The organism is Microbacterium sp. RD1, from assembly GCF_052220165.1.
Classification (GTDB): Bacteria; Actinomycetota; Actinomycetes; order Actinomycetales; family Microbacteriaceae; genus Microbacterium.
This window is the reverse complement of sequence record NZ_JBQPOL010000002.1, coordinates 755514-771881: the sequence shown is the minus strand read 5'-3', so window position 1 is coordinate 771881 and position 16368 is coordinate 755514. Positions and strand designations below refer to the sequence as shown.

Annotated in this window: 14 protein-coding genes and 1 pseudogene; 13 read left to right on the top strand and 2 right to left on the bottom strand. The window is 71.2% G+C overall.

What is annotated here, in order from left to right:
• Positions 1–7 precede the first annotated feature (7 nt).
• The gene (sucD, locus tag ACTU3I_RS12520) at positions 8–907 is read left to right on the top strand and encodes a succinate--CoA ligase subunit alpha (RefSeq protein WP_442926023.1); all 900 of its coding nucleotides are present in this window, start codon (positions 8–10) and stop codon (positions 905–907) included.
• Positions 908–1044: 137 nt separating this feature from the next.
• Here sucD and ACTU3I_RS12515 read toward each other — a convergent pair whose 3' ends face one another.
• Entirely contained in the window at positions 1045–2454 is a 1410-nt protein-coding gene (locus tag ACTU3I_RS12515; RefSeq protein ID WP_442926022.1) for an NCS2 family permease, read from the bottom strand.
• A gap of 53 nt (positions 2455–2507) precedes the next feature.
• Here ACTU3I_RS12515 and ACTU3I_RS12510 point away from each other — a divergent pair, with 53 nt between their 5' ends.
• From ACTU3I_RS12510 to purH, 7 genes and pseudogenes are all read left to right on the top strand, one after another.
• Positions 2508–2948: a nitroreductase family deazaflavin-dependent oxidoreductase gene (locus tag ACTU3I_RS12510; RefSeq protein ID WP_442926021.1), complete on the top strand. Its 441-nt coding sequence runs from the start codon at positions 2508–2510 to the stop codon at positions 2946–2948.
• An 85-nt stretch (positions 2949–3033) separates the two neighbouring features.
• Positions 3034–3399: a hypothetical protein gene (locus ACTU3I_RS12505; protein WP_442926020.1), complete on the top strand. Its 366-nt coding sequence runs from the start codon at positions 3034–3036 to the stop codon at positions 3397–3399.
• Complete coding sequence (locus tag ACTU3I_RS12500; protein ID WP_442926019.1) at positions 3396–3587, top strand: hypothetical protein; 192 nt, start codon at positions 3396–3398, stop codon at positions 3585–3587. Before ACTU3I_RS12505 ends, ACTU3I_RS12500 begins: the two co-directional genes overlap by 4 nt.
• Positions 3584–5125: a polysaccharide deacetylase family protein gene (locus ACTU3I_RS12495; protein ID WP_442926018.1), complete on the top strand. Its 1542-nt coding sequence runs from the start codon at positions 3584–3586 to the stop codon at positions 5123–5125. Before ACTU3I_RS12500 ends, ACTU3I_RS12495 begins: the two co-directional genes overlap by 4 nt.
• 169 nt (positions 5126–5294) lie before the next feature.
• The gene (locus tag ACTU3I_RS12490) at positions 5295–6827 is read left to right on the top strand and encodes a cell division protein PerM (RefSeq protein WP_442926017.1); all 1533 of its coding nucleotides are present in this window, start codon (positions 5295–5297) and stop codon (positions 6825–6827) included.
• A gap of 4 nt (positions 6828–6831) precedes the next feature.
• Positions 6832–7419, top strand: a pseudogene (gene purN / locus ACTU3I_RS12485) (phosphoribosylglycinamide formyltransferase); the annotation flags it as partial.
• 131 nt (positions 7420–7550) lie between these two features.
• Complete coding sequence (gene purH, locus ACTU3I_RS12480) at positions 7551–9155, top strand: bifunctional phosphoribosylaminoimidazolecarboxamide formyltransferase/IMP cyclohydrolase (RefSeq protein WP_442926016.1); 1605 nt, start codon at positions 7551–7553, stop codon at positions 9153–9155.
• Positions 9156–9384: 229 nt separating this feature from the next.
• On the opposite strand, the gene ACTU3I_RS12475 is transcribed toward purH, so the two are convergent.
• Positions 9385–10818 (bottom strand): dihydrolipoyl dehydrogenase family protein, encoded by a 1434-nt coding sequence (locus tag ACTU3I_RS12475; protein WP_442926015.1) that lies wholly within the window; start codon positions 10816–10818, stop codon positions 9385–9387.
• Positions 10819–11153: 335 nt separating this feature from the next.
• On the opposite strand from ACTU3I_RS12475, the gene ACTU3I_RS12470 reads away from it, so the two are divergent.
• From ACTU3I_RS12470 to ACTU3I_RS12450, 5 genes are read left to right on the top strand one after another with little or no spacing between them, the layout of a single operon-like run.
• Positions 11154–12206, top strand: a complete 1053-nt coding sequence (locus ACTU3I_RS12470) for a LacI family DNA-binding transcriptional regulator (protein ID WP_442926014.1) — start codon at positions 11154–11156, stop codon at positions 12204–12206.
• Position 12207: 1 nt separating this feature from the next.
• A complete protein-coding gene (locus ACTU3I_RS12465) occupies positions 12208–13497 on the top strand; it encodes an extracellular solute-binding protein (RefSeq protein ID WP_442926013.1) in 1290 nt (429 codons plus the stop codon).
• A 1-nt stretch (position 13498) separates the two neighbouring features.
• Positions 13499–14455: a carbohydrate ABC transporter permease gene (locus ACTU3I_RS12460; RefSeq protein WP_442926012.1), complete on the top strand. Its 957-nt coding sequence runs from the start codon at positions 13499–13501 to the stop codon at positions 14453–14455.
• Positions 14452–15291: a carbohydrate ABC transporter permease gene (locus ACTU3I_RS12455; RefSeq protein ID WP_442926011.1), complete on the top strand. Its 840-nt coding sequence runs from the start codon at positions 14452–14454 to the stop codon at positions 15289–15291. Before ACTU3I_RS12460 ends, ACTU3I_RS12455 begins: the two co-directional genes overlap by 4 nt.
• 1 nt (position 15292) lies before the next feature.
• Positions 15293–16357, top strand: a complete 1065-nt coding sequence (locus ACTU3I_RS12450) for a glycoside hydrolase family 130 protein (RefSeq protein ID WP_442926010.1) — start codon at positions 15293–15295, stop codon at positions 16355–16357.
• The last annotated feature ends 11 nt before the right edge of the window (positions 16358–16368 follow it).

The following is a 16368-nucleotide window of genomic DNA, read 5'->3' as shown; positions in this document are numbered from 1 at the left end:
TAGGACTATGTCGATCTATCTCAACAAGGACTCCAAGGTCATCGTCCAGGGCATCACCGGCGGCGAGGGCACCAAGCACACCGCGCTGATGCTGAAGGCTGGCACGCAGGTCGTCGGCGGCGTCAACGCCCGCAAGGCCGGCACCACCGTGTCGCACACCGACAAGGACGGCAACCCCGTCGAGCTGCCCGTCTTCGCCTCCGTCGCCGAGGCGATCGAGGCCACCGGCGCCGACGTGTCGATCGCGTTCGTGCCGCCGGCCTTCACGAAGGACGCCATGATCGAGGCTATCGACGCCGAGATCCCGCTCCTCGTCGTGATCACCGAGGGCGTGCCGGTCGGCGACACCGCCGAGGCATGGGCGTACGCGAAGTCGAAGGGCACGACCCGCATCATCGGCCCGAACTGCCCCGGAATCATCACACCGGGCGAGTCGCTCGTCGGCATCACGCCGGCCAACATCACCGGCAAGGGCCCGATCGGCCTCGTGTCGAAGTCGGGCACCCTGACGTACCAGATGATGTTCGAGCTGCGTGACCTCGGTTTCTCCACCGCCATCGGCATCGGCGGCGACCCGGTCATCGGCACCACTCACATCGACGCGCTCGAGGCGTTCGAGGCCGACCCCGAGACGAAGGCGATCGTCATGATCGGCGAGATCGGCGGCGACGCCGAGGAGCGCGCGGCCGACTTCATCAAGGCGAACGTCACCAAGCCGGTCGTCGGCTACGTCGCGGGCTTCACCGCCCCCGAGGGCAAGACCATGGGCCACGCCGGCGCCATCGTGTCGGGCTCAGCCGGCACCGCGCAGGCGAAGAAGGAGGCCCTCGAGGCCGCGGGCGTGAAGGTCGGCAAGACGCCGTCCGAGACCGCCGCCCTGATGCGCGAGATCATCGAGAGCCTCTGACGCGAGGCGTACGAGGGGCCGGATGCTGCAGCATCCGGCCCCTTCGCATTCCTGGGCGCCGCCCGTCTTGCGTGAATCGGCTGCTAAGACGCGCGATTTAGCAGCCGATTCACGCAAGACGCGCGCGAAGGGGTGCGTCAGCCGAAGAGCGCCTGGATCGGGCCCCGGGCGAAGAAGATCACGAATCCGGCGGCCACGACCCACAGCAGCGGATGCACCTGCTTGGCGCGTCCCGACAGCGCGCTGACGACGACCCAGCTGATGAAGCCCGCGCCGATGCCGTTGGCGATCGAGTAGGTCAGGGGCATCACGGTCGCCGTCAGGAACACCGGCAGCAGCACGCGGAAGTCGGTGAGGTCGATGTTCTTGATCTGTGCGAGCATCATCGCGCCGACGAGCACGAGGGCGGCAGCGGCCACCTCACCCGGGACGATCGAGGTCAGCGGCGTGAAGAACATCGCCAGGAGGAACATCACCCCCGTCACGACGTTGGCCAGTCCCGTGCGGGCGCCCTCGCCGATGCCCGAGCCCGACTCGACGAAGACCGTCGACGACGAGGACGACGTCGCGCCGCCGACGACGGCGCCGAGGCCCTCCACGATGAGCGCCGACTTGATGCGGGGGAAGTCGCCTTTCGCGTTGGCCAGGTCGGCTTCCTTCGCCAGTCCCGTCATCGTTCCCATGGCATCGAAGAAGTTCGAGAAGACGAGCGTGAAGACGATCATCACCAGCGCGATGAACCCGACCTTGCCGAGGTCGAATCCGAAGCTCACCTGCCCGAGAAGGCTCAGGTCGGGGACGGCCAGGATGCCGCCGGAGCCGGCGACGCTCAAACCGTAGGGCCAGATCAGATTCACGAGGTGCGCGAGGACCGTGCCGCCGACGAGGCCGAGCAGAAGCCCGCCCTTCACCTTCAGCGCGATGAGGATGCCGGAGAGGAACAGCGTGACGACGAACATGACAGTCTGCACCGTGGCCACCGAGCCGCCCACCCCCAGGTCGAGCGGGGGCGACGCGTTGCCGGTGGCGGTGACGAACCCGGCGTTGACGAATCCGATGAAGGCGATGAACAGGCCGATCCCGACCGTGATGGCGAGTTTCAGCTGCACCGGAACCGCGTCGAAGATGAGCTTTCGCAGACCCGTGGCCGCCAGCAGCACGATGATCAGGCCGTTGAGGATCACCAGCGCCATGGCCTCCGGCCACGTGACCTCGCCCACGACCGAGAACGCCAGGAACGCGTTGATGCCCAGTCCCGCGGCGAACGCGAACGGCAAGCGCGTGACGAGGCCGAAGAGGATCGTCATGACCCCGGCGGTCAGCGCCGTCGAGGCGGCGACCGCGGCAGCGTCGAGGGTGTTGCCGTCGACATCCGGCGTGCTCAGGATCAGCGGGTTGAGGATGACGATGTAGGCCATCGTCACGAAGGTGACCAGTCCTCCGCGCACTTCGGCGCCGATCGTCGAGCCGCGGCGGCTGATCTCGAAGAAGCGGTCGATGCCGTTGGCGGGCGTGGCAGGGGACGTTCGGGTCGCGTTGGAGCTCATGAGACCTCGGGGGAAGGGGCGGGACGGAGACGGGCGCGCTCTAAAGTAGGCGCATGCCACTCACAGGAGAGTATCTGCCCGGGACGAGCGAATGGGCACGCACACAGGCCGAGGCGTTCGAAGCGACGTCGGGCCACGAGGCCAATGAACTGCGCGGCAAGCCGATCATCGTGCTGACCAGCGTCGGTGCGAAGACCGGCGGGCTCCGCAAGACCGCGCTCATGCGCGTGGAGCACGACGGCTCGTACCTCGCCGTCGCCTCCCGCGGCGGCTCGCCCACTCCGCCCGCCTGGTACTGGAACGTGCGCAAGAACCCGCTCGTCGAACTCCAGGACGGCGAGCGCAAGCGCGAGTACCGTGCGCACGAAGCCGACGGCGTCGAGTACGACCTCTGGTGGCAGCGCGCCCTTGCGGCGTGGCCCGACTACGCCGCGTATCAGAAGAAGACGACGCGGCGCATCGCCCTGTTCGTCCTGGAGCCCGTCGCCGACTGACGCACCGCACGGCGTTCCGCCGCGCCCCTGCGCCGACGCGCGCATAGACTCGCGCCGTCCGGAGGGGAAACCGGGGGGAACCGGTATGGTGCACGCGCGACGACGCCCGAGCATCGGCACCGTGCTGGGTGTCGTGGCCGTCGGCGCGGCGGTGCTGGCGGGCCTCGTCGCCCTGGGGCTGTACCTCGCGCCCCGTGTGGTCCCCAATCTCGAGGCGCGAGTGGCTCCCCGGGACACCGTGGAGCGCCTGTCATCCGACGGCGCGTCGGCGGCGGTGACCGTGCCCGCCGGGTGGGTGGGTCAACGCGGATGGGGCGACGACGACGAGCTCGTCGTGCGCTCACCCGACGGCGGATTGTCGGTGACCTTCGCCCTGAGCCCCGTGCACCGGACACGGCCTTGGACGACGCATCCGGGCTCGATGCGGCGACGGCGTTCGCGCCGGCCGTGACCGAGCGGCTGGCCAGCGGCCTCGAGATCGTTCACGCGGATGCCGTCGACGCCAGGTCTCTCGTGGCGGCGGTGGGCTCGGCATCCGGGCCCAGCGTCGTCGTTCTCGCGCGCACATCGGAGGCAGCGCTGCCCGAGTACCGCGCCGTGCTGGCCGCCCTGGTCGAGACGGTGCGGGTCGAGCGATGAGACGCGCGGGCCGCCTCGTCACCGTCTGCGCGGCCGCGATCGTCCTGGTCGGCTGCGCGGTCGCCGCCGACCCGACCTGGACACCCGACCACTGGGCGCCCGCCTCCGTCCGGGTCACCACGGCGCCGGCGCCGCTGGATCCGCCCCCCGCCCTCTCCGGGATGCGGGTGCGCAACGACGCCGTCGGCGTGCAGGCACGTGTCGCGCTGGCCCCCGGCGGGGCCGCCCTGAACGAGCGGGTGCTCACCATCGTCCGGGAGGGCGTCGCGGGCCGGGCCCAGGCCGCTGGTGTGGCCTTCGCACCCGAGGCGCACCCGCGCGGGGAAGGGATGGGCGACCGCATGTGCGCGGCGGGATCGACGCTCCGGCCGGCCGCCGAACTGCTCGCCGATCCCGCGCTCGGCGCGCCGGGTGGTGCCGGCACGGCCGTGGTATGCGACGTCGTCGTCGCCGCCGGCTCGTTGCTCGGCGAACGGATCCGCACGGTCACCGGCGACGCGGGCGGGATCAGCGCTGACGCCTCCGTCGTGCTGTACTCCGACCTGGCGACGGGGGAGGTCGCGACGGCTGCGGAACTGTGGCTCCCGGATGCGGCGGCGGCGCTGTGGGAGGCTCTCGTCGACGCCGTGCGGCGCGACGCCGGGGCGTTGAGCCTGGCGCCGGTGGCGCCGCCGGATCAGGCAGCGCTCGCGGGGCTGCAGGCCGCCCTCACCACCGCCGTGCCCGCCGCGGACGGATCGCTCGTCGTGACGCTCCCGCCGGGATTCACGGCGCCGGAGCTCACGGCACTGGGCGTCGAGGCCGAGGAGCAGGCACGCGTCGTCGGTGTTCCGCCCGCGGTGTCGACCGGCCTTCTGGCGCCGCTCGGGTCGGCTGTGGTCGCCGCCGTCGCGCAGGGTCTGCCGTTCACGCCGCCCGAGGGCGGGGTGCCGGTCGCCGACTGCCGACTCGTGCCGTGCGTCGCCGTGACCTACGACGACGGCCCCGGGTCGTCCACCGCGGGGATCCTCGATGCCTACGCCCAGCGCCACGCCTCGGCGACGTTCTTCGTGCTGGGTCAGAAAGCCGCCGGCGCGAAGGATCTGCTCGCGCGGATGGTGGCCGAGGGCCATGAGGTCGGGAACCATACGTGGAACCACCCGCACCTGCCGCTCCTGACGCCGGAGGCGGTCGGACGTCAGATCCGCGACACGTCGGCCGTGATCGCCGCGGCCACTGGGCGTCCGGTGACGATGTTCCGCCCGCCGTACGGCGAGTACAGCGGCGCCGTCCTGGCGGAGGCGGGGCTTCCCGCGATCCTGTGGGACGTCGACACCAGCGACTACCTGGGCCCGGGCGACGACGAGCTGATCGCGCGGGCCGTCGACCGCGCCCGGGCCGGGTCGATCGTGCTCCAGCACGACATCCACGCCGTCACCGCGCGCACGGTGGGCGCGGTCATCGACGGCCTGCACGACCGCGGGTTCAGCCTTGTCACGGTGTCGCAGCTGTTCGGCGGCACGGCGCCGCTTTCGGGGGCGTGGCGGAGCGCGCGCTGAGCCGCGGCATCCGCGGTCCCGCACAACGGCGGAGATCGCGCGCGACACCCCGCTGGGGGGTGCGGATGGCGGCGTGTCGGCGCCGATGCGCGCGGTTGTGCGGTGCGCCTCGGCATGAGCGGAGTGCCGCACAGGAGGGGCGGGGTCGCGCGGGTAGGGTCGATCGCGCATGAACCGCCTCCTCGTCGCCCTCCTGGCTGCCTTCGACGCCGTGCTGGCGGGTGCGGGCGGCATCGCGCTGGCGCTCGCGCCTCTGACCCTCCTGTGGGTGTTCGGAATCGGGGGCGGCGCCGACTGGGGGGCGCTGTGGCCGTCGAGTGCCGTGCTGTGGCAGTTCGGGCACCTCGTGCCGGTGACGGTTGCCCTCCCCGACGGCTACCTCGCCGCTGCCGGCATCGACCCGGCGGCCGCGGAGTTCGTGCTCTCGCTCGCGCCGCTGGGGTTCGCAGCGTTCACGGCGCTGTTCGCCGCCCGCTCCGGCGGGCGCGCCGCGCGGGCGGGGGAGGCGACCACGGGCGCCGTGTCGGCCTCGGTCGTCTTCGCCGCGATCTCGGCCGCGGTGGCGTTCACGGGTGCGGCGCCGCTCGCGCGGGTCGAGCTGTGGCAGGCGATCCTGTTCCCCTCCCTCGTGTTCGTGGTGCCGTGCCTGCTCGGCGCCGGCACCGGCGCCTGGATCGCCGATCGGACTGTCGTGCGCGTGCGGGTCGAGAAGGCGCTCGGCACCTGGGCGTCCGTTCCCGGCCTCGTCGTACGCGGCACCGCGTCGGCAGTCCTCGGACTCGTCGCCGTCGGCGCGATCGTGCTCGCGGTGGGCGTCTTCGCCGGCGCCGGCCAGATCGTCGCGCTCTTCGAGGCCGGCAACGTCGACGCGCTCGGCGCGGTCGTTCTGGCGCTCGGTCAGCTCGCGTACCTTCCGACCCTCGTCGTGTGGGCGCTGTCGTTCGTCGCCGGTCCGGGCTTCGCGCTCGGAACCGGCACCGCCGTGTCACCCTCCGGGACGCAGCTCGGCGTGCTCCCGGGCATCCCCGTGCTCGGTGCCGTGCCCGAATCGTCCTCGTCGTGGCTGCTGCTGCTGGCGCTCGTCCCCGTCGCGGTGGGCGCGGGAGTCGGGTGGATGCTGCGCTCCCGGCTGGCGGCGGAGCATCCGCGGGTCGAACCCTACGGGCCGCGGCTGACGGTGCTCGCGGGCACCACCGTGCTCACGGCCGCCGTCGCGGCGCTCCTGGCGGTGTGCGCGCGCGGATCGCTCGGACCCGGCCGGCTGACCGAGATGGGGCCCGAGCCGGGACCCGTCGCCGCCGCCGTGGGGTTGGAGATCGCCGTAGGCCTCGCCATCCTGCTGCTCTCGCCCCGGCGGCGCGCGCCGTCGGCCGCCGACGACGCGGATGGTGCGCGAACCGCGCTGAGCGTCGATGCACCGTCGCGCATCGACGGCGCGCCGAGCTTCGACACGAGCCCGCTGCCATCGCTCCCCGTGCACGCCTTCGCCGCCGGCGTGGGCGCGCCCTCGTCGTACGACGACCTCGACGCCGAGCTGCCGGCGGCGCCGGAAGACGCCGCGCCCGAGGTCGACCCCGATGCTGAGACCGGGCCCCTCGAACCGCTCGATCTGCGCGCTCTCGCCGTCGACCCGCCCGTCGAGGAGCCGCCTCCCGGCGAGGACGACGAGGCCGAGGAGCGCGCCGCCCCGTCGGTAGACTGACCGGGTGCTCACGGTCGCCGTTCTCATCTCGGGCACGGGATCGAACCTCCGGGCTCTTCTCGAAGCCGCCGCCGCACCGGACTTCCCGGCGCGCGTGATCGCCGTCGGCGCCGACCGGCAGGCCGACGGGTTCGCTCACGCCGAGGCGTTCGGGATCCCCACATTCCTCGTGCCGTGGAGCCACTTCCCCTCGCGCGAGGAGTGGGGCGAGGCCCTGGACGAGCAGCTCGACGTCTGGGCGCCCGACCTGGTCGTGCTGAGCGGTCTCATGCGGCTCCTCCCCGCCGCCGTGGTGGAGAAGTGGTCGCCGCGGCTCATCAACACCCACCCCGCGTTCCTGCCGGAGTTCCCCGGCGCGCATGGCGTGCGCGATGCGCTCGCCGCGGGCGTGCGCGAGACGGGCGCGAGCGTCATCGTCGTCGACACCGGCGTCGACTCCGGCCCCATCCTCGCGCAGGAGCGGGTCGCGGTGCTCCCGGGCGACACCGAGCACTCCCTCCACGAGCGCATCAAGCCCGTCGAGCGACGCCTTCTCATCGACGTCGTCCGTCGGGTCGCGACCGGCGACCTCGACCTCGCCGCCGCATCATCCGCCCGTTTGCGTGAATCGGCGGCGAAAACTCGCGCTTTAGCAGCCGATTCACGCAAGACGAGCGACGTCGCGTCCGACGACGACGCCCGCATCACGCCCGACGCCACTACCCGCTGATCCAAGGAGCCTCCATGGCCGGCCCTCGACACGACCCGTCCCTGTACCGTGACCGCGACATCGTGCCCGTCCGTCGCGCCCTCGTCTCGGTGAGCGACAAGACCGACCTGCTGCGCCTGGCCGAGGCGCTGATCGCGGCGGACGTGGAGATCGTGTCGACCGGCTCGACCGCCGCCACCATCCGCGAGGCCGGACACCCCGTCACCGACGTCTCGACCGTCACCGGCTTTCCCGAGTCGCTCGACGGACGGGTGAAGACCCTCCACCCCGGTGTGCACGCCGGTCTCCTCGCCGACCTGCGGCTGGAGAGCCACGAGTCGCAGCTGGAAGACCTCGGCATCGGCGCGTTCGAGCTCGTCGTGGTGAACCTGTACCCGTTCGTCGAGACGGTGGCATCCGGAGCCGTCGGTGACGACGTCGTCGAGCAGATCGACATCGGCGGGCCGGCCATGGTGCGGGCGTCCGCGAAGAACTACGCCAACGTCGCCATCGTCGTCTCGCCCGAGTCCTACCCCGCGATCATCGAGGCCATCGCCCAGGGCGGCACGTCGCTCACTCAGCGGAAGGAGCTCGCCGCGCGCGCCTTCTCGCACACCGCGGCCTATGACAGTGCCGTCGCGACGTGGTTCGCCGAGGGCACCCTCGTCGAAGACGGCCTGCCCGCGCACCTCACGATCAAGGCCGAGCGCCTCAGCACCCTGCGCTACGGCGAGAACTCGCACCAGCGCGCGGCGATCTACACGCGCGTGGGCGGCCACGGCATCGCCCAGGCCACCCAGCTCCAGGGCAAGGAGATGTCGTACAACAACTACGTCGACGCGGATGCGGCGCTGCGGGCGGCGTTCGACATGATCAAGCCGGCCGTGGCGATCATCAAGCACGCCAACCCGTGCGGCATCGCGGTGGCAGCCCCCAACGCCCTCGACGAGATCGCCAGCGCCCACCTGCGCGCGCACGAGTGCGACCCGGTCTCGGCGTTCGGGGGAGTGATCGCCGCGAACCGCACGGTGACGCTGAAGATGGCCGAGAACCTGCGCGACATCTTCACCGAGGTGATCGTGGCGCCCGACTTCGAGCCCGAGGCTCTCGAGGTGTTCAAGCTCAAGCAGAACCTCCGCGTGCTGTGCCTGCCCGCCGACTGGCAGCAGGAGCGGATGGACGTGCGGCTGGTGTCAGGCGGGCTGCTGCTGCAGGACGCCGACCGATTCCCGGATGACATCGAATCGGTCGCGAAGGACTGGGAACTCGTCTCCGGCAGCCGCCCCGCCGACGACGACATGACGAACCTCATCTTCGCGTGGAAGGCCTGCCGCGCGGTGAAGTCGAACGCCATCGTCCTGGCGAAGGGGTCGGCCACCGTCGGCATCGGCATGGGCCAGGTCAATCGCGTCGACTCGTGCCGCCTCGCGGTGGAGCGGGCCGGAAACCGCGCGGCCGGCTCTGTCGCGGCATCCGACGCGTTCTTCCCCTTCGCCGACGGCCCCCAGGTGCTCATCGACGCCGGCGTGTCCGCGATCGTGCAGCCGGGCGGGTCGGTGCGTGACGGCGAGGTCATCGACGCTGCGCGGGCCGCCGACGTGACGATGTTCTTCACCGGCGAGCGCCACTTCTTCCACTGACGCGGCGGCGCTTCGTTCCGCTGCGCTCGCTCAGCGTCCGGGCACGGAACGGTCCGTGAGCGAGGAGCGCAGCGACGAGGCGTAGGGCTCAGCGCGCCGCCGCGGAGCGGAGTGCGCAACTCCTCACAATCGTCGCGGCCGCGCCGGTTTCGACGGCGTGTCGGGCGAAACGCGCGCGTCCCTGAGGAGTTCGGTCGCGCCGGGACGCGGCAAAGACCAGACGCGGGGGCTAGGCCGTCGCGCTCCCGCGTCCGTACGCCTCGAGGAAGCGCAGCCACACCTCGCTCGTCGTCGGGTACGACGGCACGGCGTGCCACAGGCGCGACAGCGGCACCTCGGCGACCACGGCGATCGTGGCGGAGTGCAGCAGCTCCGCGACATCCGGGCCCACGAACGTGACGCCGACGATCACGCCGCGGTCCTCGTCGATCACGGCCCGACCCTGACCGCGGTAGTCGTCCGAGTATTCGCTCGCACCGGCCACCCACGACAGGTCGTAGTCGACCACGCGGGTGCGGAGCCCGGCCTTCTCGGCCGCGGCGGCGGTCAGCCCCACGGAGGCGACGACCGGGTCGGTGAACGTCACCTGCGGCACGGCGGCATGGTCGGCGGTGGCGACATGGGCTCCCCAGGGGGCGTCCTGCACCGGCTCGCCCTTCGCCCGCGCCGCGATCACGTCGCCGGCGGCGCGCGCCTGATACTTGCCCTGGTGCGTGAGGAGGACGCGATGGTTCACGTCGCCGACGGCGTAGAGCCAGTCGGTGCCGGAAACGAGCATCGTGTCGTCCACCCGCAGCCACGATCCGGGCTCGAGGCCGACGGTCTCCAGCCCCAGGTCGGTGGTGCGCGGCGTCCGCCCGATCGCCACGAGCACCTCCTCGGCCTCGAGGTGCGAGCCATCCGAGAGCTCGAGCACGGCGGTGCCGGTGCCCTCCCGGGTGGCGGAGACGACCTCGACGCCCGTGCGGATGTCGACGCCGTCGGCGCGGAGGGCATCGGCGACCATCTCGCCGGCGAACGGCTCCTCGTTCGCGAGGAGACCCGAGCGGACGAGCAGCGTGACCTTCGTACCGAAGCTCGCGTAGGCCGTGGCCATCTCGACGCCGACGACGCCGCCGCCGATGATCGCGAGCGACGCGGGCGCGGATTGCGCGGCCGTCGCCTCGCGGCTCGTCCACGGAGCGATGTCGCGGAGGCCGGGGATGTCGGGAAGGAGCGCCGCGGTGCCGGTGGCCACCGCGACGGCGTGCCGCGCGACGAGGTCAGTGGTCGAGCCGTCGGGCGCTGTGACGCGAACGGTCTTCTCGCCCGTCAGCGCGCCGTGGCCACGGACGAGGTCGATACCGGCGCCGTGGAGCCACTTGACCTGGCCGTCGTCCGTCCAGTCGTGCGTGATCCGGTTGCGGCGTGCGAACACCGCGGCGACGTCGAGGTCGCCCGTGACGGCCTGCTTCGCGCCGTCCACAGCGCGGGCGGCCCGGAGCGCGGCGCCGCTGCGCAGCAGGGCCTTGGACGGCATGCAGGCCCAGTACGAGCATTCGCCGCCGACCAGCTCGGCCTCGACGATGACGGCCGACAGGCCCGATTGCACCGCTCGATCGGCGACGTTCTCGCCCACCGGCCCCGCTCCGATCACGATGACGTCGTACTCGCGCGCACTCATGGCCACACGCTACTCGCGCTGACACCGGGCCCGGGCTGTTCCGGTGTCACTTGCGCCCCGCGTCTTCGCCGGTCGGCCGTGCGCGGGTGACGCCGGAGCTGTTCGAACCGGCGGGCGTCCGCACCCGCCGGGCCGTACTCAGTCTCCGTCGCCGTGCGGCGTCGCGAGGTCGTGGAATTCCGCGGGCGCGGCGCGCGGCGCCGCTCGCTCAGACTGAGTACGGTACCGGCGCACGCGATAGCGGTGGATAGATGGGATGTCAAGGCCTATCGGCGCGCAACCTGAACCGGTTTAGCTGGACAACGTCCTCCCGGACACGCCACGAAGGAGTGCGGATGCCGCCGCGAGACCGACCGACGATCGCCGATGTCGCTCAGCGTGCCGGCGTGAGCAAGGGCCTGGTGTCGTTCGCGCTCAACGACCGGCCCGGCGTCGCACCCGAGACACGGCGGCGCATCCTCGACGTCGCCGACGAGCTCGGCTGGTCGCCCAGCCTCCGGGCGCGCTCGCTCAGCGTCGGTCGCGCCTTCGCGTGCGGTCTCGTCATCGGGCGGAGCCCCGACGTCATCGCCGCCGATCCGTTCTTCCCCTCCTTCATCGCGGGACTCGAGGACGAGTTCTCCGTCTCCGGGCAGGTCCTCGTCCTCGCCGTGGCGAACCCGGGCCGTCAGGAGGCCGAGACCTACCGCGGGCTCGCCGCCGACCGGCGCGTGGACGGCGTCATCCTCACCGACCTCCGCGCCGGCGACCCCCGCCTCCCGCTCGTCGCCGAGCTCGGCCTCGCCGCGGTCACCCTCGGCGTCCCCGAGGGGGGTGCGGCGTTCTCGTCGGTGTCGTCCGACGACGGCGCCGGGATCCGCCTCGCCGTCGAGCACCTGGCAGGCCTCGGTCACCGTGACCTCGCGCACGTCGCAGGCCCGGAGGGGATGCTGCACGCCGCCCATCGGCGGGACGCCTTCCAGGCCGCCGCATCCGCCGCCGGCCTGCGCTCCCGCGTCGTCGAGACCGACTTCTCCGCGGCGGACGGTGCCCGGGCGACCGCCGCCCTCCTCGACCTGCCCGACCGGCCGACGGCGATCGTGTACTCCAACGACAACATGGCAGTCGCCGGGATCGGCGTCGCGCAGCGCCGCGGCCTCGTCGTGCCTCGCGACCTCTCGATCACCGGGTTCGACGACACCGAGATGGGCCGGCACGTGCACCCCTCCCTCACGAGCGTGGCCACCGACGCACGCGGATGGGGCGTCGTGGCCGCGCGCACCCTCCTGGCCGCCATCGCCGGCGGAGCCCCGCAGCATCTCGTCCTCGACGACCCTCGACTCAGCATCCGGAGCTCCACCGCTCCACCCGCCACCGCGGCTGCGGCCGCACCCCCCGAAGGAGACTGACATGCGACGACGCATCCTCATCCCGGCCGCCGGCGCGGCCGTCGTGCTCGCCCTGACCGCCTGCAGCGGCGGCGGCGGCGGGGGCGGTGGCGGCGGGATGGACAGCCGCGGCGACATCACGATCTGGTACTCCAACAACGAGTCCGAGATCGCGTGGGGGAAGCAGATGGTCGAGGCGTGGAACGCCGACCACCCCGATGAGCAGATCAAGGCTCAGGAGATCCCCGCCGGCGCCTCCAGCGAGGAGACGATCGGCGCCGCCATCACCGCCGGCAACGCCCCCTGTCTGATCTTCAACACGTCACCGGCCGCCGTCCCCGGCTTCCAGCGGCAGGGCGGCCTCGTCGACCTGTCGGACTTCGAAGACGGCGACGACTACATCACCGAGCGCAGCGGCGACATCGCCGAGCAGTACCGGTCGGAGGACGGCGACTTCTACCAGATGCCGTGGAAGTCCAACCCCGTCATGATCTTCTACAACAAGGACCTCTTCGCCGCGGCCGGGCTCGACCCGGAGAACCCGTCGCTGTCGACGTACGACGAGTTCTTGCAGACAGCCCGCACCCTGAAAGACGCCGGCGTCGCACCGTTCGCGATCAACCCCGCGCCCACGAGCGAGTTCTTCCAGTCGTGGTTCGACTTCTATCCGCTGTATGCGGCCCAGACCGGCGGCACCCAGCTCGTCGAAGGCGGCAAGGCCACCTTCGACGACGAGAACGGCACCGCGGTCGCGGAGTTCTGGCGCACGCTCTACGACGAGCAGCTCGCCGGCAACGAGCAGTACCAGGGCGACGCCTTCGCGGATGCGTACGCCGCCATGGCGATCGTCGGCCCGTGGGCGATCGACGTCTACGGCGACGACATCAACTGGGGCGCGGTGCCGGTGCCCACCCAGAGCGGAACCGACCCCGCCGAGACATGGACCTTCAGCGACGCCAAGAACGTCGGCCTGTTCACCGCGTGCGAGAACAAGGCCACCGCGTGGGACGTGCTGAAGTTCGCCACCAGTGAGGAGCAGGACGGCGTGTGGCTCGAGGAGACGGGGCAGATGCCGCTGCGTCAGAACCTCACCGAGACCTACCCCGATTACTTCGCGGCCAACCCCGCCTACGAGCAGTTCGGCGACCAGGCAGCCCGCACCGTCGAGGTGCCCAACGTGCCGAGCTCGATCGAGATCTGGCAGGCCTTCCGCGACGGTTACTCGCGCGCCGTCATCTTCGGCGAGGAGGACATCGACACGTTCCTCTCGGATGCGGCGGCAGAGATCGACGAGCTTGCGGCGGGGAACTGACATGACCACCACCGCGGTGCCGCCCGGCACGCGCGCCGCATCCGCCGGCGGCGAGGACGAGAAGCCTCGCCGCCGGCGGGGGCGGATGCTGGGGGCTCAGCCCCTGGGCATCCTGCTGTCCGCGCCGTATCTGGTGTTCGTACTGGTGGTCTTCGCCTACCCGATCGTCTTCGCGGTGTGGATGAGCTTCCAGGACTACTTCTTCGCCGCGCCGGGCGCGCAGGTCGACCGCCCGTTCGTCGGTTTCGAGAACTACGCCGCCGTCCTCAGCGACCCCGCGGTATGGCGCTCGTTCGGCAACGTCGGCATCTTCCTGCTCATCAACGTGCCGCTCACGGTGGCGCTGTCGCTTCTGCTCGCGACGGCGCTGGACCGTGTCGTGCGCGCGCGCACCTTCTTCCGCGTCAGCTACTACGTGCCGTACGTCACCGCGTCCGTGGCGATCGTGGCGGTATGGCTCTTCCTGTTCTCGCAGAACGGCCTGGTCAACAACATCCTCGGGCCGCTCGCCCCCGACCCGTCGTGGCTCGTCAACTCCGCGCTGGCGATGCCGACGATCGCCCTGTTCGTCACGTGGAAGGGCCTCGGGTTCTACATCCTGCTCTACCTGGCGGCGCTGCAGAACGTCGGGAAGGAGCTCTACGAAGCTGTCTCCGTCGACGGCGGCGGCCGCATCCGCCAGTTCTTCTCCGTGACGGTGCCGGGGGTCCGCCCCGCGACGTTCCTCGTCGTGCTGCTGTCGACGATCACCGGGGCGAACCTCTTCACCGAGCCGTACCTGCTCACCGGCGGCGGCGGGCCCAACGGAGCCTCGACGTCGCCGGTGCTGCTGATCTACCAGAAGGGCATCGAGCAGCAGAACCCCGATCAGGCCGCCGCGATCGGCGTGATCCTCATCGTGTTCGTCCTGATCCTCGCTGCGGTGCAGCGCCGCTTCGTGGGAGGTGAGAACCGGTGAGACGCGTCCTGGGCTCGAAGATCGCCCTGTACGTCGTGCTGTCGCTCGGCGCGGTGATGTTCCTCTTCCCCTTCTACTACATGGTGGTCGGATCGCTGCAGACGGATGTCGATCCGACTGTGGCGGGTGCCTTCCCGAATCCCGCCAACCTCACCGCGGAGAACTACGTCGCGATCAACGAACGCATCAACCTCCTTCAGGGGCTGGCGAACTCCGGCATCTTCGCCGGCGGCGTGATCATCGGCACGGCGGTGTTCGGCGTGCTCGCCGGTTACGCGCTCGCCGTCCTGCAGTGGCGGGGGAGGGGCGCGACCTTCGCGCTGGCGCTGCTGGTGCAGGTCATCCCGTTCCAACTGCTCATGATCCCGCTGTACGTGATGATCGCGCGCGACTTCGGGCTGGCCGACAACTACCTCGGGATGATCCTGCCGTTCTTCATCAACTCCACGGCTGTCGTGATCTTCCGGCAGTACTTCCTGCAGCTGCCCCGCGAGCTCTTCGACGCCGCGCGCATCGACGGGGCGGGGGAGTTCCGGCTGCTGTGGTCGGTCGCGCTGCCGCTCGTGCGCCCGGCGCTCCTGACTGTCGTGCTCCTCACCTTCATCGGCCCGTGGAACGAGTTCCTCTGGCCCTTCCTCATCACGAAGGAGGCTTCGATGCAGCCGCTGGCCGTCTCGCTGGCCAACTTCATCTCCAACATCGCCGCGTCGACGTCGAACCCGTTCGGCGCGATGATGGCCGGCGCGGTGGTCCTCGCCGCCCCCGCCGTGGTGCTGTTCCTGCTGTTCCAGCGGTACTTCACCTCCAACGACCTCGGATCCGGAGTGAAAGGCTGACATGTCGTATCCCCCCCTCCCGTACCGCCTCACCCGCATGGGCATCGTGATGACGCCGGCGCCGGGCGACCCGCTCGAAGCGGAAGGCGTTCTGAACCCCGCATCCGGTCGCGGGCCGGATGGCACGCTGTACCTGCTGCCGCGACTCGTGGCGGCAGGCAACGTCTCGCGCGTGGGCCTGGCCCGCGTCGTGATCGACGACGGCGTGCCCGTCGCCGTGGAACGGGAGGGCGTCGTGCTCGCCCCCGATCGCGGCTGGGAGCGGGGCGCCGACAACGCCGGCGTCGAAGATCCCCGCACGACGTGGATCGAGGCGCTCGGGCTCCACGTCATGACCTACGTCGCGTACGGTCCGCTGGGCCCCCGGACCGCGATCGCGGTCTCGGAGGATCTGCGGTCGTGGCGGCGGCTCGGACCGGCGCTCTTCCGATACCAGGAAGACCTCGACATGGATCTGAACCTCTTCCACAACAAGGACACGGTCTTCTTCCCCGAGCCGGTGACCGCACCGGATGGCACGGAGTCCCTCGCCGTGCTCCACCGACCCATGTGGGACCTGGGCGAGACGAAGCCCGGCCAGGGGGTACGCCTCCCCGCCGGCATCGAGGACGAGCGGCAGTCGATCTGGATCAGCTACGTGCCGCTCGCAGCCGTCCGCGACGACCTCGCGAATCTCGTGCTGTGGGAGCAGCATCGGTTCGTCGCGGGCCCGGAGTTTCCCTTCGAGGCCGTGAAGATTGGCGGCGGGCCGCCGCCGCTGCGCGTCCCCGAGGGGTGGCTCGTGCTGCACCACGGCGTCACGGGCGTGATCGACAACGCCTTCGCCCAGCAGCAGAAGGTCAACTACGCCGCCGGCGCGCTGCTGCTGGATGCCGACGACCCCTCGCGCGTGATCTCTCGCACCCCCGAGCCGCTGCTCGCCCCCGAGACCGACGACGAGCGGAGCGGAGTCGTGCCCAACGTGGTCTTCCCGACGGCGATCGAAGAGATCGACGGGCGGCACTTCGTGTTCTACGGCATGGCCGACTCCAAGATCGGCGTCGCCCTGCTCGAGCGCACGCCGTAGCCCCGCGCGGG